This is a genomic window from Nocardia sp. JMUB6875, assembly GCF_041154655.1.
Classification (GTDB): Bacteria; Actinomycetota; Actinomycetes; order Mycobacteriales; family Mycobacteriaceae; genus Nocardia.
In genome coordinates, this window is the sequence record NZ_BAAFGR010000158.1 from 1 (window position 1) to 17941 (window position 17941).

The following is a 17941-nucleotide window of genomic DNA, read 5'->3' on the forward strand; positions in this document are numbered from 1 at the left end:
GGGTCGCTCAAGGGCGGGATCGGCACGGCCAGTGTGCGTTTCACCGACGGACCGGCCGCCGGAATCACCGTCGGCGCGGTCATCGTCGCCAATCCCGTTGGCTCGGTGTTCGATCCGCGCACGGGTTTGCCGTGGGGCGCGGGCACCGATGGCCCCGAGTACTTCGGGCTCGCTCCGGCCGATGCCGAACAGCTGGCGGCCGCGAATGCGCTGGCCGTCAAGGGCACCGTCCTCAACACGACCATCGGCGTGGTCGCCACCGACGCGGCGTTGGACAAGGCCGCCTGCAAGCGGCTCGCGGCCACCGCCCACGACGGTCTGGCCCGCGCCATCCGGCCCGCGCATTCCCCGCTGGACGGCGACACCCTCTTCGCGCTGGCCACCGGCACCGCCGAGCAGCAGCCGAATTTCCCTCTGCCCCCGGCCTTTCCGCCGGATCTGCTGATCCTCGACCAGCTCTGCACGGCCGCCGCGGTCTGTGTGGAGCGGGCCATCGTGGACGCGATCCTGTCGGCGACCTCGGTGGCGGGCATCCCCGCCTACCGTGACCTGTTCGGCGCCCCGCCAGGGGTGTGACCGCTTTCACCGGGAATAGCCGCATATTCTCACCTGTTGACGACAGCGTTTCGGCCGTTCGGCCGGGGTCGTCGTGAGCGGAAGGATGCGACCGTGCTGGTGATCAGGGCAGACCTCGTGGAGGCGATGGTCGCGCACGCGCGCGCCGACCACCCCGACGAGGCGTGCGGTGTCATCGCCGGTCCCGAGGGCTCCGACCGTCCCGAGCGCTTCATTCCCATGATCAATGCCGCGCGCTCGCCCACCTTCTACGAGTTCGACTCGGGTGAGCAGCTGCGGCTGTGGCGGGAGATGGACGCCGCCGACGAGGAGCCGGTGGTCATCTACCACTCGCACACCGCGACCGAGGCCTACCCGAGCCGCACCGACATCTCCTTCGCGTCCGAGCCCAATGCCCACTACGTGCTGGTGTCCACCCGCGATGCGGAGCAGCACGAACTGCGCAGCTACCGGATCCTCGAGGGCGTGGTCACCGAGGAGCCCGTCGAGATCGTCGCCGCCTACCAAACCGCCTGAGCCCGAACGAAATACACAAGGAGTCCCCACCCATGTCGGTCACCGTGTCCATCCCGACCATCATGCGTCCGATCACCAAGGACCAGAAGCGAGTTCAGGCCGAGGGCGCGACCCTGGCCGCGGTCATCGCCGACCTGGAGGCCAATTACCCGGGCCTGGAGGCGAAGCTGCTCAAGGACGGCAAGCTCAACCGCTACGTCAACATCTACATCGACGACGAGGATGTGCGATTCAGCGGCGGCCTCGAGGCCGAGGTGACCGACGGCGGCACCGTCACGATCCTCCCGGCGGTCGCCGGTGGTTCGCGCTAGCCGTGGCGCGCTATGAGTCGCTGATCGCGACGCTGGGCAACACCCCGCTGGTCGGGCTGAAGAATCTGTCCCCGCAATGGGACGGCGACGATCACGTCCGGCTGTGGGCCAAGCTCGAGGACCGCAACCCGACCGGTTCCATCAAGGACCGTCCGGCGCTGCGCATGATCGAGCAGGCCGAGGCCGAGGGGCGGATCCGGCCCGGGGACACCATCATCGAGCCGACCAGCGGCAATACCGGCATCTCGCTGGCGATGGCGGCCAAGCTCAAGGGCTACAAGCTGATCTGCGTGATGCCGGAGAACACGTCGGTGGAGCGGCGGCAGCTGCTGACCATGTTCGGCGCGGAGATCATCGACTCCCCGGCGGCGGGCGGCTCCAATCAGGCCGTGGCGCTGGCCAAGCAGATCGCCGCCGAACATCCGGACTGGGTGATGCTCTACCAGTACGGCAATCCGGCCAACGCGCTGGCGCACTACGAGACCACCGGTCCCGAGATCCTCGCCGACCTGCCCGAGATCACCCATTTCGTCGCGGGCCTCGGCACCACCGGCACCCTCATGGGCACCGGCCGCTTCCTGCGCGAAAAGGTCCCGGCCATCGACATCGTCGCCGCCGAACCCCGCTACGGCGAACTCGTCTACGGCCTGCGCAACCTCGACGAGGGCTTCGTCCCCGAACTCTACGACGAGTCCGTCCTCACCTCCCGCTTCTCCGTCGGCCCCTACGACGCCGTCCGCCGCACCCGCGAATTGGTCTCCGAAGAGGGCATTTTCGCCGGCATCTCCACCGGCGCGATCCTGCACGCCGCCCTCGGCGTCGCCCGCAAGGCCCAGAAGGCCGGGCAGCGCGCCGATATCGCCTTCGTCGTCGCCGACGGCGGCTGGAAATACCTCTCCACCGGCGCCTACGACGGCACCCTCGAAGAGGCCGAAGAGAAACTCGACGGCCAACTCTGGGCCTGACCAGCGAAGACAAGTGATCCCGCGCCCGCTGCGAATGCGCAGCGGGCGCGGCAATTTTGTGGCCGGACGGAGCCGTCGGCCGCGTGCGGTCACCGGAACGGATCCGCCGGGTGTGGGGCACAACCCCGATGACTTCGCGCCGAGCGGGTCGGCCGTTGTTGCGGCGGTGGATGTGACGCGCCGCCGCACCGAACCTCGCGTGCGCTCCGGACCGAGCCGTCGGGCAGCCCATCCGATGCCACGCCTCGGGGAATTCCCCGAGGCGGCGGGGCCGGAGGCGGCGGTAGGCTCGGGGGCAGGATGGCCTAGGAGGTCTTGCTATGAGCGGCGGTAGTGGGCTGGGGTCGTCGTTCGATCCGGATCGGATCGCGCGGCTGCGTGGGCAGTTGGCGAAACCGGCGGCGGGCGGCGTCGCGGCGAGCAGCTCGGCTGCTCTGAAGTTGCTGTGGCAGCGGGCCATTGCGTTGACGTTGGGATTCACCGCGTTGCTGTACGGGGTGGAGGGGGTCAATAGCGTCACCAACGGGGAGCTCGACAATGCCGGGGTGCGGCCGCGCAGCGAGGAGGGGCTGGTCGGGATTCTGTTCGCGCCAGTGCTGCATGCCAATTGGGCGCATCTGTTCGGGAACACCTTGCCGGTGCTGGTGCTCGGGCTGCTCACGCTGCTGACCGGGATCGGGCGGGGGCTCATCGCGACGGCCATCATCTGGGTGATCGCGGGGTTGGGGCAGTGGCTGACCGCACCGCCGCACAGTGTTTCGGTCGGCGCCTCGGTCCTGGTGTTCGGCTGGCTCACCTATCTGATCTGCTGGGGCTGGTTCTCCCGGAATGTGTTGCAGATCGCGGTCGGGCTGGCGGTACTGGTGCTCTACGGCTCGATTCTGTGGGGCGTCCTGCCCGGCAACCCGCAAATCTCTTGGCAAGGACATCTTTTCGGGGCGATAGGTGGAGTGGTTGCCGGGTGGGTACTCTCTGGGAATGAACGTCGTCATCGTCGCGGGGCTGACGCCGGCCGTCTCGCGTCGTAGGGGTGACGCTGGACGCGGTCGGCGATTTGGGGGATCCCTCCTTTGAGTGAGAATGCAGCGTGGCAGCATGGGGGAATGCGCCTCACCGTGATCGGGTGCTCGGGCAGTGTGTCCGGCCCGGATTCCCCGGCGTCGGGTTACCTGTTGACCGGCCCGGATATGACACCGACAGTCATCGATTTCGGTCCCGGGGTCCTCGGTGCGCTGCAGCGCCACCTGGATCCGGGTGAGGTCGACATCTTCCTGACCCACCTGCACGCCGACCACTGCCTGGATTTGCCGGGCCTGCTGGTGTGGCGGCGGTACCACCCGAATCCGCCGACGGGTAAGGCCATCGTCTACGGCCCGACCGACACCTCGCTGCGCATCGGCAACGCCTCCGCCGAGATCGGCGGCGAGACCGACGACTGGTCCGACGTCATCGACATGCGCGTCTGGCAGACCGAGACGCCGATCTCCTTCGGCCCCGGCCACACCATCGAGGCGCGCCGCATGTACCACCCGCCGGAGTCCTACGGCCTGCGCATCACCACCGCCGCCGGCCGCACCCTGGTCTACACCGGCGACACCGCGCTGTGCGACGAGGTCTTCGAGTTGGCCAGCGGCGCAGACGTTCTCCTCTCCGAGGCCTCCTGGACCCACGACCCGGCCAACCGCCCGCCGGGCATCCACCTCTCCGGCCACGAGGCGGGCCTGGTCGCCGCCCGCGCGGGCGTCAAAGAGCTGCTCCTCACCCACATCCCCCCGTGGACTTCCCGCGAAGACGTCATCGCCGAGGCCAAGGCCGTCTTCAGCGGCCCGGTCCACGCGGTCTCCCCGGGTGAGGTTTTCGACATCTGAGCTTCTGCGGGCCGCGGACACGGCCAGGTGACTGGCCGTTAGGCTGTGCGTCGTGTCGAAACGAGCCGATGGCAGGGCGGATGACGAACTCCGCGACGTGAAGATCACCCGGGGTTTCACCTCGCATCCCGCGGGTTCGGTGCTGGTGGAGTTCGGTGGGACGCGGGTGATGTGCACCGCGAGCGTCACCGACGGGGTGCCGCCGTGGCGCCGGGATTCCGGATTGGGCTGGCTGACGGCCGAATACGCCATGCTGCCCGCCGCCACCCACACCCGCTCGGGCCGAGAGTCGGTGAAGGGCAAGGTCGGTGGCCGCACCCAGGAGATCTCCCGGCTGATCGGCCGATCCCTGCGCGCCTGCATCGACCTGGCCGCCATCGGCGAGAACACCATCGCCCTGGACTGCGACGTGCTGCAGGCCGACGGCGGCACCCGCACCGCCGCCATCACCGGCGCGTACGTGGCGCTCTCGGACGCCATCACCTACCTGGGCGCGGCCGGGAAACTGGCCGACCCGCAACCGATCTCCTGCGCCATCGCCGCGGTGAGCGTCGGCGTCGTCGACGGCCGGGTGCGCCTGGACCTCCCGTACGAGGAGGATTCGCGCGCCGAGGTCGACATGAACGTGGTCGCCACCGACACCGGCACCCTGGTCGAGATCCAGGGCACCGGCGAGGGCGCGACGTTCCCCCGCTCCACCCTCGACAAGCTGCTCGACTCCGCGCTCGCGGGCTGTGAGCAGCTGTTCGTGGTGCAGAAGGAGGCGCTGGCGCTGCCGTACCCGGGCGTGCTGCCCGAGCCGGAGGAGTCCAAGAAGCGATGACCCGCGTCCTGGTCGCCAGCCGCAATGCCAAGAAGCTGAACGAACTGCGCCGCATCCTGGACGAGGCGGGTGTCGAGGGCATCGAGATCGTCGGCCTCGACGACGTCCCGGAATACCCCGAGGCCCCCGAGACCGCCGCCACCTTCGAGGGCAATGCCCTCGCCAAGGCCCGCGACGGTTTCGCCGCCACCGGAATCCCCTGTGTCGCAGACGATTCCGGCCTGGAGGTGGACGCCCTCAACGGCATGCCCGGCGTCCTGTCGGCCCGCTGGTCCGGTGCACACGGCAATGACGAGGCCAACAACACCCTGCTGCTGGCCCAGCTCGGCGACGTCCCCGACGAGCGCCGCGGCGCCCGCTTCGTCTCCGCCTGCGCCCTGGTGGCCGACGGCGTCGAGGAGATCGTCCGCGGCGAATGGCCCGGCGTCATCGGCCGGAAGCCGGTGGGCGACGGCGGTTTCGGCTACGACCCGCTGTTCTTCCCCGACGGCGGCGACATCTCCTCGGCCCAGCTCACCCCGGCCGAGAAGGATGCCGCCTCGCATCGCGGCCGCGCCCTGCGCCAACTGCTCCCGGCCCTGGCGGCCCTGGCCGCCAAGTGATTTCGTCCCCGCGTGCCCTAGCGGCGCGCGGGGCGAATCAGGGTGACGCCATACGTGGCGACCCAGACCACCCACAGCAGCCAGCCGACCAATCCGATCAGGCCCAGCGGGCTGCGCTGGTCGAGTTGCAGTGGAGCGAGCAGCGTCCATGCGAAAAGTATTGCGGCGGAAGTGAACCCGAGATTCGCGTGCCACTTCCGCAGTATCCCCGCGCGTAGGCCGCCGACCGACAGCCCGAGCATGGCCAGGGCCAGGAAGACGCCGTTCCCGATGAACAGGGCATTGTGCAGGGTCCAGAGCCCGCCCGCGACGGCGGAGCCCCGGTCCGGAATCGCGGTGAGCGTGAAGCGGATCGCGGTGATCGCCGCGAAGGTGACGGTCTGCATGATCAATCCGGCCAGCCCGACCAGCGACCAGCCGGTGCCGTCGGCCCGCTCGTGTTCACGTAGCAGCGCGGCGACGCTCGCGCCGAAGAGGGTCACGCAGACGAAGGCCACCGGCGCGCAGGCCCAGGCGAACTCCGCGATTCCGGCGTGGTTGCTGAAGTATGTGCTGCTGTCGGCGATATCGGTGCCCGGCTGGGGCATGCCCGAAACCACCAGGACGCCGTTGCTGCCGAGGATGACGAGGACGAATCCGAGCGCGGCGACCCCGCCGATGCGGCTGAAATCCCAGCTCGCGAGGTTCGAAGCTTTACTGGCCACATATTCAATATAAGCTGTGTAAACCCAAAGGGGAACGATGAATCAGGAGCGCCGCCGCTACGACTCGCTACGCCGGACCGCGCAGGCCCAGGAGACCGGCGCGGCCATCAGCCGTGCCGCCCGCGAGCTGTTCGTGGCGCACGGCTGGGCCGCCACCACCGTGCGTGATGTCGCCCGCGCGGCGGGCGTCTCGGCCCCGACCGTCTACGCGGCCTACGGCAACAAGACCGGCCTCACCCGCGCCCTGATCGATGCCGCCGACCTGTCCGCCGACGTGCCCGCGCTGATCGCCGAATTGGATTCCGCCGCAGGCGATCCCGCCCGTCAGCTGGCCGCCTTCACCGCCTACGACCGCCGCCTGTTCGAGCGCGCCGGGGATGTCATCGCCCTGGTCCGGGAGGCCGGGCGCACCGAACCCGAACTCGCCGCGGCCTATCTCGAGGGCCGATCGCGAGGCGACCGATCCCGGCGCGAAATCTTCGAGTCCTGGCCGCACGGCACGCTCCGGCCGGGCCTGGACGTCGCCACGGCGGTGGATCTCTGTGCGGCCCTGTGCAATATCGACACCTACGCCACTCTCACAGTAGAACGTGGCTGGTCACCGGACCGCGTGCAGCAATGGTGGACCGAGGCCCTCACCCGCGAACTGCTGGCATGAGAAAGGGGTCCGAGGTATGACACCTCGAACCCCTTGTGCCCAAAGCCGATTCGCTCAGAGAGCGAACGCGGCCTTCACCTCGCGAGTGCGGTTGTGCTCGAAGACGAACGACAGGAACGGAATCGTGCCCGCCAGGCAGGTCAGCGCCGTGGTCGCGGGCTTCCAGCGCGCCTTGATGCCCAGGTCGATGGTGAAGACCAAGTAGATCATGTAGAAGATGCCGTGCACCTGGCCGATGTAGAACAGCCAGTGCGGGGCGGTGCTGGAATCGTCCAGCAGCAGGTACTTGTAGATCATCTCGCCGCACAGCACCAGCAGCCAGACACCGGTGATGTAGGCCAGCGCGCGGTAGCGGATCAGCGCGCCGCGGATCTTCTCCGGCGTGGCTGCGCCGAGCGGGCGGGGAGCCAGCGTGGTCGTCTCATCGGCGACCGGTGTTTTCGCGGAGTTGTCGCTGGTGCTCAACCGGCGCTCCTCTCGGGGTGGTGCAGCCCGGCCGCACGGACCTTCTCGTCCATATCGCGGGCGTGCAGATCGGCCAGGTACCTGTTGTATTCGGCGAGCTCGGGATCATCGTCCTTGGCCGCCGTCGGGCGCTCCGGCAGGATGCCCGCCGGAATCTCGCGCGGCGCCGCCGCTTTCGGCCGGCGCGGCCGGGGAACGGGGGCGTCGGCCGGAATGGACTCGACTTCGGGTGCGTCTTCGCGCTTGGCTTCCTTCTCCAAGCGCACGAACCGGATGTAAGCCCACACCACGAATCCCGCGAACAACGGCCACTGCAGCGCGTAGCCGAGATTCTGGTACGTGCCGCCACCGGATTCGAATCGAGTCCACTGCCAATAGCCCAGCCCCAGGCACGCCAGAAATGCCACGACCACGAACACGATCAGGGCCGGACGGCGATGGGGAGCGGACACGACCTCCACGGTACCTGCCTACTACGGGTCCCGTAGTAGGCAGGTCTGCAGATCAGAACTTGTATGTGACCCCGGTCAAACGCTCGGACTCTTCCCACAGCCGACGCTGCAGATCGCGGTCCTGCGAAATCTTGCTGGACGGCGATGCCTCGACCGGTCCCTGGCTTCCGAACCAGCGGGTCGGACCCCAGTAGACGTTCGGGTCGGCATCGGCCTTGGTGGCCGCGAACAGCGAGGAGTAGGCCGCGTGGAACGGCGACTGGCCCACGATCCGGATGAACGGCTTGGAGACCTTGTCGAGGAGGGTTTCGGTCTGGGTGAACAGGTCGGTCGCCGAGACACCCGGGTGCACGGCGTAGGAGCGCTTGGGCGATCCGGCAGCCTCGAGCCGGTGCTGGAGTTCGCGGGCGAACATCAGGTTCGACAGCTTGGCCTGGGCGTAGGCGAGATTGCGCTGGTAGCGGCGGTTCTCGTAGTTGAGGTCGTCGATCCACAGCTTGGGGGTCTGCTTGTGGGCGATGGAGGCCAGCGTGACCACCCGATCGCGAACCCGGTCCAGCAGCAGCCCGGTCAGCGCGAAGTGGCCGAGATGGTTGACGCCCCACTGGGTTTCGAACCCGTCCTTGGTGCGCGAGAAGGGAATGTTCATCAGCCCCGCGTTATTGATGAGCACGTCGAATTCGCCCTGGCTGTCGGCGAACTTCCGCACCGAGGCGAGATCGGCCAGATCCAGTGTCGCCACCCGCACATCGCCGTCGATGCGGTCGGCCACCTGCTGCGCCTTGGCGGCATTGCGGCAGGCCATGATGACGGTCGCGCCCTTGCCCGCGAGCACCTTGGTGGTCTGCTCGCCGAGCCCGCCATTGGCGCCGGTGATCACGAAGGTGCGTCCGGACTGGTCCGAGATTTCGCTGGGCTTCCATGCCATGGCTGTCTGACCTCACAATTCGAGTCGTTTGTTCGACCTTACTTCAGAGTAAGTTCCGGCGATAGACCGGAGTGGCGATAGCCCGGAGTCGCGGCCAGAAACTTGTGACAGTCATAAAAAGATGCTGATAATGATTTATGACATCCTCGCCGACCGGCGCGCCACTGGGCCTGCGCGAGCGCAAGAAGCTGCAGACCAGGCAGAACATCTCGAACACCGCGACCAGGCTGTTCATGGAACGCGGGTACGACACCGTCACCATCGCCGAGATCGCGGAGGCCGCGGAGGTCGCCAAGATGACGGTGACGAACTACTTCCCGCGCAAGGAAGACCTGGTGCTGGATATTCACGACGCCTTCGTCGCGGGCCCGGCGGACACGGTGCGCGGGCGGCGACCGGGCGAGTCGGCCCTGGCCGCGCTGCGGCGGGCGTTTCTGGCCGCGGTGGTCGAGAAGGATGCGGTGCTGGCGGGGTTCTCGGGGCCGGATTTCGCCGCGCTGCTCACCGGAAGTCCGGCCCTGGTCGCGCGGCTGCGGGAATTTCACGAGGACCGCGAGCGCCTGCTTGCCGAGGTGCTGGCCGAGGAAACCGGCGCTCCCGCAGACGATTTCACGGCCCGCGTGGCGGCCGCGCTGCTGGGCGGCGTGCACCGGGTGCTGTTCGAGGAGGTGTTGCGCCGCACGGTCGAGGGGGAGTCGAACGAGGCCATCGCGGCCGCGCTGACCGAGCGGGTCGCCGCCGCCTTCGACACCTTGGAACCGGCGCTCGGCGAGTACACCATCCGGTCGAACTGATCGGCCGCCCTGCCGGATTGCCCGGTTTGCCGTGTCGTTGCCGGATCATCGCTGGTGAGCGCCACATACTGGGCCGATGACCGGTGCCAGCGTCACCGCCGAGCCCGCCGCGCCACAGCCTTTGAGCAAGGCGCGCAGAAACATCATCTTCGGAACCGTCGCCCTGGGCATGCTCATGTCCGCGCTCGATTCCACCATCGTCTCCACCGCGCTGCCGACCATCGTGGCGGACCTGGGCGGGGCCGGGCACATGGCCTGGGTGGTCACCTCGTATCTGGTGGCCGAGGCCATCGCGACCGCGCTGTCCGGCAAGTTCGGCGACCTGTTCGGCCGCAAGCTGGTGTTCCAGCTCAGCGGCGCCGTCTTCATCATCGGCTCGATGATCGCCGGGCTCTCGCAGGGCATGACGCTGCTGATCTTCGCGCGGGCCATCCAGGGCCTGGGCGCGGGCGGGCTCATGGTCACCTCCATGGCCCTGATCGCCGATGTCATCCCGCTGCGCGAGCGCGGCAAGTACCAGGGCGCGCTGGGCGCGGTCTTCGGCATCACCACGGTCATCGGGCCGACGCTGGGCGGCCTGTTCACCGACCACCTGAGCTGGCGCTGGTGCTTCTACGTGAACGTCCCCGTCGCGATCGTCATGATCGCGCTGGCGGCCCGCACCATTCCGATGACCAAGGCGGTCGTCAAGCCGATCATCGACTACCTCGGCATCGCACTGGTCGCAGTCGGCGTCACCTGCCTGATCCTCGGATTGGAATGGGGCGGACAGGAATACGCGTGGGGCTCGTCCATGATCATCGGCCTGTTCGCGGCCGCTGCGGTCATGCTGGTCACCTTCGTGTTCGCCGAGTTCCGGGCGCAGGAGCCGATGCTGCCCATGCATCTGTTCCGCAGCAATGTGTTCACGGTGTGCTCGATCCTGAGCTTCATCGTCGGTTTCGCGTTGCTGGGCGCCATGACCTACCTGCCCGCGTATCTGCAATACGTGGAAGGCGTTTCGGCGACCGCGTCAGGTGTGCGCACGCTGCCGCTGGTGGTGGGGTTGTTCTTCACCTCCATCCTGTCCGGCAATATCGTCGGAAAGACGGGGCACTACAAGATCTTCCCGATTCTGGGCTGCGCCATCATGGCGGTGGGCCTGTACCTGATGTCGACCATGGGGCCGGGCACCGGCTTCTGGCTCATGTCGCTGTACATGCTGATCCTGGGCCTGGGCGTCGGTCTGGCCATGCAGGTGCTGACCATCGCCGTGCAGAACAGCGTCCCGTATTCGGATCTGGGCACCGCGACCTCCGGGGTCACCTTCTTCCGGACCATCGGCAGCGCGTTCGGCACCACGGTGTTCGGCACCCTGTACACGAATCAGTTGCGCCCGAATCTGCAAGCGGCACTGATCGAATCGCGGGTGCCGCCGGAGGTCGCGCAGAACCCGGAACTGCTGCGGAATCTGCCGAAGCAGCAATCGGCCCCGATCGTGCAGGCCTACGCGGACTCCATCGATTTCGTGTTCCGCTGGGTGGTGCCGGTGGCGCTGCTCGGCTTCGTGGTGGCGTTCTTCCTGAAGCAGGTGAAGCTGCGCGACAGCGCGCGGGCCGAGGCCACCGATGTGGGGGAGCAGTTCTCCATGCCGGACTCCGCGGACCGGCTGGTGCAGCTGGAGCGCGGCATCGCGCGGGTGCTGCGCAAGCTGCGGGACAATGCCGTGCCGGATCCGGGAATCCTTGCGGCGGCGGGCAGTTCGCTTGGGCGCGACGAGGCATGGGCGCTGGGTCAGGTGCGCATGTACAACCGCCTGCGCGGCACCGCGACGCTGGACGATATCGCCCGAACCCATTGGATCCCGACGGAATTGATCGGCCCGGTATACGAGAAGGCAGAGCGTGACGGGCTGCTCCGGCGCGACGGCGACGTCCTGAACCTGACCGACAAGGGCGTCGAGGAGGTCGACCGGGTGCGAGGGGCCTGGAAGCACTGGCTCGAAAGTCAGCTCACCGATTGGGATTCCACCGATCCCGCCGATCGCGAACTGCTCGACCAGGCCATCGACAATATCGCCACCAAACTCCTGGACGAGGCCGATCGACCGGACGCCCTGCCGGTCGGCCGCTGACCCGGCACAAACGCCCCGTCGCGAGAGTTGCGCGACGGGGCGTTGTGCTACAGCGTATTTCGCGATCAGGCGTCGACCTTGGCCGGTCGCACCGTGGCCTCCCAGTCGATCCGGAACCGCTGCTCGCCGCCGAGCATCTTCTCCGGATCCATGCGCTTGAGCATCATCGGCATCACGAACTGCATGGCCTTGCGGGCGATCGGCCCGGCCGCCTTGGTCTGGTTGACCCGCGCGACCCGGGCCGCGACCCCCTCCACCCGAGGCCGCCGCAGCGCCTCGTAGGTGGCGAAAGCCCGTGCCGGATCATCGATATCGCGCAGGCAGCGGGCCAGCTCGATACCGCTCTCGATGGCCAGCGAGGCGCCCTGCCCGGAGGTGTTGCTGGGTGCGTGGATGGCGTCGCCGGTGAGCACTATGCGGCCCCGGTACCAGTGCGGCACCGACGGCATGATGTGCAGCGCCCCGACCACGGCCAGCTCCTCCGCGGTGGTGTTGCGGGCCAGTCGCTCGCCCGGCTCCTCCCCGGCGTACGCCTCGCGCAGCCGGCGCAGCCACTCCTCGGCCGGGATGGAACGGGCCTCGGTCAGCGAGTAGTACTGCTCGCTGGGCAGATTCGCGCCCCACGCGATGCGGCCGTCGGGCATGGCCCAGTACAGGTAGTAGGCCCGCTTGCCGAAGGCGAAGACCATCTGCTCCGGTTCCAGGTCGATATCGCATTCGGTGTACGCGCCCAGGCCGAGCATGCGCAGATACGTCGGCCCGGGGGCCTTCGGATCGACCAGGGTGCGCACGGTGGACCGGATGCCGTCCGCGCCGATGAGCACATCGGCGGTGGCGCTGCTGCCGTCGGCGAAGATCGCGGTCACGCCGCCGGCGTGCTCCTCGACCTCGACCAGCCGCTTGTCGTACTCGAAGCGGACACCGGCGGCGACCGCGTCGTCGTGCAGGATCTCGTGCAGGACGGGACGGTCGATGGCCCGCAGCGGCTCGACGTTCTCGAGGCCGGGCAGGTCGAAACGCTTGCCGTTCACCGACATCGAGGACTTGGAAATGGGGACGGCCGCGGCGCGCACCGCGTCGGCGGCCCCGACGATCTCGAGGGCGGCGACGCCATTGGGCGCGAGCGCCAGGTTCGAGCCGATGCCGTAGGCGGGACCCGGATAGGCCTCGAAGACGGTGACATCGATGCCCGCCTTGTGCAGCGCGGTGGCGGTGACGGGGCCGGAAATGCCGCCGCCGATGACGATTGCGGAGTTGATGGACATGGTTCTCTCCAAAGAGGTGTTCGTAGGCTTTCGAAAAACCCCGAACCGGCGCGCGTATGGAGAACCCAGTTATCCTGTAGTTGCCAAACTCGGTGCCGGGTTCGCCTGTACGGACGCGGTTCGAGACGGTGTGTTCCCGGGCTTCGGCGGTGGTGTTGCAGCACCCCCGTCGGGGCCCGGCTCATGGTGTGAGTGTGTGATCAGCCCCGGTCGGTGTCCGCCGCGGGCGCTCCCCCTTCCGCCAGTTCGACGAGCTCGGCGGGCATGACGCCATCGCGATGCCAGGCGCGCCAGCTCTCCGTACCCGGAAAGCTGCCGTCGGCCAGCGAATCGCGCAGGGCGCGAGCCCAATCGGCCTCCGCGCTCAGCATGGTCAGCTCATAGTCGTCTTCGACCAGGAAAAGGCGCGGCACTGAGCCTTCCAGAGCGGCCAATTGGGCGCGGGCTTCGGCAATGGTCTTGTCCAGCTTGGTGATTCGCTGGGTGAGCAGGTCGATGACCTCGTCGGGCGGCAGCACCGCGAGCACCGACAGTCCGGCCAGGAACCGGCCCTTCTCGGCCTCCGGCTCGGAGACGAGTTCCCTTGTCCAGTCGGTGAGTTCGGCGCGCCCGGCATCGGTGATCCGATAGATGGTCCGCTCGGGTCGCGCCCCGTCGCGCTCGCTGCCGGTGATCTCCAGGAAGCCGTGCTTGGTGAGGTTGTCCACCACGGTGTAGAGCGAGCCCCACTTGATGCTCATATCGGTGTCCTTGCCCCACGCCCGCAATCTGGCAGCGATCTCGTACCGGTGCATGGGCTGCACGGCCAGGGCGGAGAGCACCGCCAACCCCATCAGATTGGCGACCTTGCGCTTGCGGGCCATTCGGCACCTCCTTACTCGTCTACGAATATACGTCTACGAGTATTCGGCCACAAGTACTCAGGCAAGATCGACATAACCCACCGTCATTGACGGTTTTGGCCATCGGTCGCACACTCGGATGGTGGACGGGGTGGAGGTACTGATCGTCGGGGGAGGTCCGGTAGGACTCACCGCCCGCGCCCTGCTGGACCGCTGGGGTGTGCGGACCCTGCTGGTGGAGCGGCACCGGGAGCTGTCGCCCTTTCCGAGGTCCCGGCTGGTCAATGTGCGGTCGATGGAGATATTCCGGCAGCTGGGCCTGGCCGGGACGATCCGGAGCCGGGCCTTCGGGCCGGAGTTCGGCCGGGTGCGTTTCCGGGAGACGCTGGGCGACAGCGACTTCGGCACCGAGGCACTGGTCGGGGTCGCCGCGCCGATACCGGAGAGCCCCGAGACCGGTGTGGTCACCTCGCAGGATCGGCTGGAACCGACGCTGCTGGCCGCCGCGGACACACCGGTGCGATTCGACGTCGAACTCGTGGATCTGGTCGAGGAATCCGAGGACGTGGTGGCCATGCTCGCCGCCCGCGTCGGCGGTGCGCGCGAACAGGTCCGCGCCCGCTATGTGATCGCCGCCGACGGCGCCAATTCGACTGTCCGGCACCGGTTGGGGATCGGCACCACCGGTCCCGGCGCGATCGGGAAGACCACCACCGTGGTCTTCGACGCCGATCTCGGCCGCTGGTGCGCCGACCAGCCCGCCGGGGTCTACTTCACCGCACACGGGTCGTTCACGCCGCTGTATCCGGAGGGCGGCTGGGCCTGGTTCGGCCCGGCGCCACACGGCACCGACTTCGACTGGGCCGCCCTCGTCTTGCAGGCCTTCGGCCCGGGTATCGATGTACCGGTGGAAGTTCTGCGGGTTCAGCACTGGGTGATGAACGCGTTTGTCGCCGAACGGTTTCGGCAGGGACGGGTGCTACTGGCGGGTGATGCCGCGCACGCGGTCCCGATCCTCGGCGGTCTCGGCATGAACGTGGGCGTGGCCGACGTGCACAACCTGTGCTGGAAGCTCGCCGGTGTGCTGCGCGGGTGGGCGACATCAGGGCTGCTGGAAACCTATGAGACCGAACGACTTCCGGTCGCCCATCGCACGCTGCGGCAGGCGGTGGACAATGCCGAGCGGGTCCGGCACGCCCAGGCCGCACGCCGCACGCACCGGGAGTCCGGTGAGGCGGAGTCGGACGTCGAACTGCCTTGGACCGATAGGTACTTCGACCAGATCGGGCTGATCCTGGGCGTCGCCTACGACTCGGAGGCGGTCCGACCGGACGGCAGCCCACCGCCGCCGGACAGCGCCACCGCCTACATCCCCAGCGGGCGGCCCGGCACCCGCTTGCCGCATGCCTGGCTGACGCCGGGCCGCTCGGGCCTCGACGCGATCGGCGAGTGGTTCACAGTCCTCACACCGGACCCCTCGGGCTGGGAGAAGCGGGTCACCACAACGCTTCCGATCCACTTCGAGCACCTGCCCGACGAATACGCGGACCTGTGCGGCGTCGGCCCGCGCGGGGCCCTGCTGGTCCGCCCCGACGGCCACATCGGCGCGCGCTGGCCGGACGCGCCCGAGGGATCGGTGAATCTCTAAGCGGGGGAGAATCTTCCGCGCAGGTAGTCCGCCGTGGCCTGGTCCGCGGGCAGGAACGCCTCCAGGTGCAGCTCCGAGAGCGTGATGTCGGTGGCGGTGGCGAAGGAGGTGATGGTGGTGATCAGCCGCAGTTCACCCACCTCCGAGGTGAGCCGCAGCGGCACCGCGAAGCCGAGGTGGCCGGGGCCCGGATCCACCGGCGGCAGATAGCCTTCCAGCTCGGCGATGAGGTCGTCGAGGGCCGGATCCGGACTGCGCCCGGCCCGATTGCGCAGGCTGTCGGTGACATGGCGGCCCCACTCCGGCATGTTCAGCACCCGTCGCCCCAGCCCGTCCGGATGCAGGGCCAGCCGCAGCACATTGAGCGGCGCCTCCAGCAGTTCCGGCGCGCACCCCTCGGTCAGCAGCGCGAAGCCGGGATTGGCGGCCACCAGCACCCCGAACGGCCGGGTCACCACCGCCGGATAGGGGAGATGCCCCTGCAGGATGGTGTCCAGCGCGAACCGCACCGCACCCAATTCCGGTGCGTCCAGGGAGGATTCGGGAAAGATCGGCGCGTATCCGGCGGCCAGCAGCAGGCCGTTGCGCTCGCGCAGCGAGAGCCCGAGCACCTCGGCCAATCGCACCACCATGGTCCGCCCCGGATGCGAACGCCCCTGCTCGAGGAAGCTCAGGTACCGCTGGCTGGTCTCGGCGGCAATGGCCAGGTCGAGCTGGCTCAACCGCCGCCGGGTGCGCCACTCGCGCAGTTGCTGGGCGAACGGGTTGGTCGTCGTCGCCACCGCCATGATCGTCATGCCTCCACTCTGCGCACGCGAGAACCGTGCCGCGATTCCCTGCAGGGTATGACGGGCTCGGCCTCGTGATCATTCCCTACAGGGAATCGCGGGTGCCCATCGAACCGCGCAGACTCGCTTCTCGACAACGAGATTCGAACAGTTTCGGAGACAACCATGAACGGCATTGCCTACCACCTGGAACCGCAGCGCGGACTCGACGGCCTGACCACCCGGGAGCAGCCGATGCCGGAACCCGGACCGCACCAGGTCGTGGTGAAGGTGCGGGCGACCGCGCTCAACCGCCGCGACATCATGCTGATGGACGGCAACTACGTGCTGCCCGCCACGCCCGGCGTCGTACCGCTGGTCGACGGCGTCGGCGAGGTCGTCGCCGCGGGTGCCGGCGTGACCCGCGCGGCCCTCGGCGACCGGGTGGCCGGCACCTACTTCCTCGCCTGGAACGACGGACCGCAGCTGCAGGCGGTCTCCGCGCAGCAGTACGGCGCGAACCACGACGGCTGGCTCGCCACGTACGTGCTGCTGGAGGAGGATTCGGTGGTCCACGTGCCCGAGTTCCTCACCGACGCGGAGGCGGCCTCGCTGACCTGCGCGAGCCTGGTGGCCTGGGCCGCGCTCACCAAGCCGGTGCCCGCCGGACCGGGTGAGACCGTCCTGACCACCGGCACCGGCACGGTGGCGCTGGCCGCGGTGCAGCACGCCAAAATGCTGGGCGCGCGGGTCGTTTCGATCACCTCCTCGGCCGAGAAGGCCGAGCGGCTGCGCAAGCTGGGCGCCGACGAGGTGATCGATCGCAACGAGGTGCCGGACTGGGAGCGCGCGGTGCTCGACCTCACCGGCGGCGCGGGCGTCCAGCACGCGGTGGAGGCGGTCGGCATGCCCACCCTGCCGAAATCCGTTGCCGCCTCGGCCTACAACGCGCAGGTGACCCTGATCGGGGCCTTCGCTCCGGCGCCGGGGCAGTCGCAGCCGCCCAGCCTGTTCGGCGGCAAGTTCCTGTCGATCCGCCGCATCGCGGTCGGGAGCCGCGCCGATTTCGAGGCCATGAACACCATGCTGGCCGAGCACCGGGTGCGGCCCGTGATCGACCGGGTGTACCCGTTCGAGCAGGCGGTCGAGGCGTACCGGTACTTCATCGAGGGCGACCCGTTCGGCAAGGTCGTGATCACCCTGCCGTGACGTCGTCAACCCGACCGGGCTACTTATTGGCAATCGGTACGAATAGATACCCACCTGGAACTATTTCCTTACCGTGTAGCCGGTTCAGCCACCCGGCAACCCTGTGTACGGTCCTTGAAGGAGAAGCTTTTCGGATCGTGGGCGTGTACTTCGACTCGAAGGAGTTCCCGGGTGGCGGTGGGTGCGGTTCGTGAGAAACCCGATGTGGTGCGGGAACAGCCCGCCACCCCGTCCGCCGACGGCACCCCCGGTCTGGTCGCACCGGGGGAGATGTCGCCCAAGGTGTTCCTCGGGCTGGTCGTCCTCTCGGTGGGCGTGGTGTTCGCCCTGATCGGCGGCAGCCTGCGCGCCGGATTGGTCAACCCGGGCGGCGGGGACGAGACCCGCGTCCCCTCCTCGAGCACCACCCGGCCCGTCGATGCCAAGCCCCCGGCC

At 68.4% G+C, this 17941-nt stretch carries 21 protein-coding genes; 14 read left to right on the forward strand and 7 right to left on the reverse strand.

What is annotated here, in order from left to right; all coding sequences use genetic code 11:
- The 8 genes from ACAM49_RS31175 to ACAM49_RS31210 all read left to right on the forward strand — a co-directional run.
- Nucleotides 1-576, forward strand: a 576-nt coding sequence (locus ACAM49_RS31175) for a P1 family peptidase (protein ID WP_369639136.1), incomplete at its 5' end; no start/stop codon positions are given.
- A 93-nt stretch (nt 577-669) separates the two neighbouring features.
- Nucleotides 670-1092: a Mov34/MPN/PAD-1 family protein gene (locus tag ACAM49_RS31180; protein ID WP_369639153.1), complete on the forward strand. Its 423-nt coding sequence runs from the start codon at nt 670-672 to the stop codon at nt 1090-1092.
- Between the two features lie 32 nt (nt 1093-1124).
- Nucleotides 1125-1403, forward strand: coding sequence for a MoaD/ThiS family protein (locus tag ACAM49_RS31185; RefSeq protein WP_369639137.1), 279 nt, complete (start codon nt 1125-1127; stop codon nt 1401-1403).
- Nucleotides 1404-1405: 2 nt separating this feature from the next.
- Nucleotides 1406-2368 carry a PLP-dependent cysteine synthase family protein gene (locus ACAM49_RS31190; RefSeq protein ID WP_369639138.1) on the forward strand — a complete coding sequence of 321 codons (963 nt, stop codon included), beginning with the start codon at nt 1406-1408 and terminating at the stop codon, nt 2366-2368.
- Between the two features lie 320 nt (nt 2369-2688).
- Entirely contained in the window at nt 2689-3396 is a 708-nt protein-coding gene (locus tag ACAM49_RS31195) for a rhomboid family intramembrane serine protease (RefSeq protein WP_369639139.1), read from the forward strand.
- 75 nt (nt 3397-3471) lie between these two features.
- Complete coding sequence (locus ACAM49_RS31200) at nt 3472-4236, forward strand: cyclic nucleotide-degrading phosphodiesterase (RefSeq protein WP_040805303.1); 765 nt, start codon at nt 3472-3474, stop codon at nt 4234-4236.
- A gap of 52 nt (nt 4237-4288) precedes the next feature.
- Entirely contained in the window at nt 4289-5059 is a 771-nt protein-coding gene (gene rph / locus ACAM49_RS31205; RefSeq protein WP_040805305.1) for a ribonuclease PH, read from the forward strand.
- Nucleotides 5056-5661 (forward strand): non-canonical purine NTP pyrophosphatase, encoded by a 606-nt coding sequence (locus ACAM49_RS31210; RefSeq protein WP_369639140.1) that lies wholly within the window; start codon nt 5056-5058, stop codon nt 5659-5661. Before rph ends, ACAM49_RS31210 begins: the two co-directional genes overlap by 4 nt.
- Before the next feature lie 17 nt (nt 5662-5678).
- On the opposite strand, the gene ACAM49_RS31215 is transcribed toward ACAM49_RS31210, so the two are convergent.
- A complete protein-coding gene (locus ACAM49_RS31215) occupies nt 5679-6365 on the reverse strand; it encodes a hypothetical protein (protein WP_369639141.1) in 687 nt (228 codons plus the stop codon).
- A gap of 37 nt (nt 6366-6402) precedes the next feature.
- Here ACAM49_RS31215 and ACAM49_RS31220 point away from each other — a divergent pair, with 37 nt between their 5' ends.
- The gene (locus ACAM49_RS31220; protein WP_369639142.1) at nt 6403-7023 is read left to right on the forward strand and encodes a TetR/AcrR family transcriptional regulator; all 621 of its coding nucleotides are present in this window, start codon (nt 6403-6405) and stop codon (nt 7021-7023) included.
- Between the two features lie 54 nt (nt 7024-7077).
- Here ACAM49_RS31220 and ACAM49_RS31225 read toward each other — a convergent pair whose 3' ends face one another.
- From ACAM49_RS31225 to ACAM49_RS31235, 3 genes are read right to left on the reverse strand one after another with little or no spacing between them, the layout of a single operon-like run.
- Nucleotides 7078-7434: a DUF3817 domain-containing protein gene (locus ACAM49_RS31225; protein WP_369639154.1), complete on the reverse strand. Its 357-nt coding sequence runs from the start codon at nt 7432-7434 to the stop codon at nt 7078-7080.
- Between the two features lie 50 nt (nt 7435-7484).
- Nucleotides 7485-7940, reverse strand: coding sequence for a transcriptional regulator (locus ACAM49_RS31230; protein ID WP_369639143.1), 456 nt, complete (start codon nt 7938-7940; stop codon nt 7485-7487).
- A 52-nt stretch (nt 7941-7992) separates the two neighbouring features.
- Nucleotides 7993-8868, reverse strand: a complete 876-nt coding sequence (locus ACAM49_RS31235; protein ID WP_369639144.1) for an oxidoreductase — start codon at nt 8866-8868, stop codon at nt 7993-7995.
- Between the two features lie 137 nt (nt 8869-9005).
- Here ACAM49_RS31235 and ACAM49_RS31240 point away from each other — a divergent pair, with 137 nt between their 5' ends.
- Together ACAM49_RS31240 and ACAM49_RS31245 are read left to right on the forward strand one after the other, a co-directional pair.
- Nucleotides 9006-9662 carry a TetR/AcrR family transcriptional regulator gene (locus tag ACAM49_RS31240; protein WP_369639145.1) on the forward strand — a complete coding sequence of 219 codons (657 nt, stop codon included), beginning with the start codon at nt 9006-9008 and terminating at the stop codon, nt 9660-9662.
- Between the two features lie 76 nt (nt 9663-9738).
- Nucleotides 9739-11775, forward strand: a complete 2037-nt coding sequence (locus ACAM49_RS31245; protein ID WP_369639146.1) for a DHA2 family efflux MFS transporter permease subunit — start codon at nt 9739-9741, stop codon at nt 11773-11775.
- A gap of 65 nt (nt 11776-11840) precedes the next feature.
- On the opposite strand, the gene ACAM49_RS31250 is transcribed toward ACAM49_RS31245, so the two are convergent.
- Together ACAM49_RS31250 and ACAM49_RS31255 are read right to left on the reverse strand one after the other, a co-directional pair.
- A complete protein-coding gene (locus ACAM49_RS31250; RefSeq protein ID WP_369639147.1) occupies nt 11841-13040 on the reverse strand; it encodes an FAD-dependent monooxygenase in 1200 nt (399 codons plus the stop codon).
- Between the two features lie 200 nt (nt 13041-13240).
- Nucleotides 13241-13903, reverse strand: a complete 663-nt coding sequence (locus ACAM49_RS31255) for a PadR family transcriptional regulator (protein WP_369639148.1) — start codon at nt 13901-13903, stop codon at nt 13241-13243.
- 118 nt (nt 13904-14021) lie between these two features.
- Here ACAM49_RS31255 and ACAM49_RS31260 point away from each other — a divergent pair, with 118 nt between their 5' ends.
- Entirely contained in the window at nt 14022-15530 is a 1509-nt protein-coding gene (locus ACAM49_RS31260) for an FAD-dependent monooxygenase (RefSeq protein WP_369639149.1), read from the forward strand.
- Here the strand turns inward: ACAM49_RS31260 and ACAM49_RS31265 are convergent.
- Nucleotides 15527-16327, reverse strand: a complete 801-nt coding sequence (locus ACAM49_RS31265) for a helix-turn-helix domain-containing protein (protein ID WP_369639150.1) — start codon at nt 16325-16327, stop codon at nt 15527-15529. The two genes, ACAM49_RS31260 and ACAM49_RS31265, sit on opposite strands and share 4 nt — an antisense overlap.
- 156 nt (nt 16328-16483) lie before the next feature.
- On the opposite strand from ACAM49_RS31265, the gene ACAM49_RS31270 reads away from it, so the two are divergent.
- Both ACAM49_RS31270 and ACAM49_RS31275 read left to right on the forward strand, forming a co-directional pair.
- Nucleotides 16484-17506: an NAD(P)-dependent alcohol dehydrogenase gene (locus tag ACAM49_RS31270; RefSeq protein ID WP_369639151.1), complete on the forward strand. Its 1023-nt coding sequence runs from the start codon at nt 16484-16486 to the stop codon at nt 17504-17506.
- Between the two features lie 171 nt (nt 17507-17677).
- Nucleotides 17678-17941 (forward strand): hypothetical protein (locus ACAM49_RS31275; protein WP_369639152.1); only part of this gene is annotated, 264 nt, incomplete at its 3' end.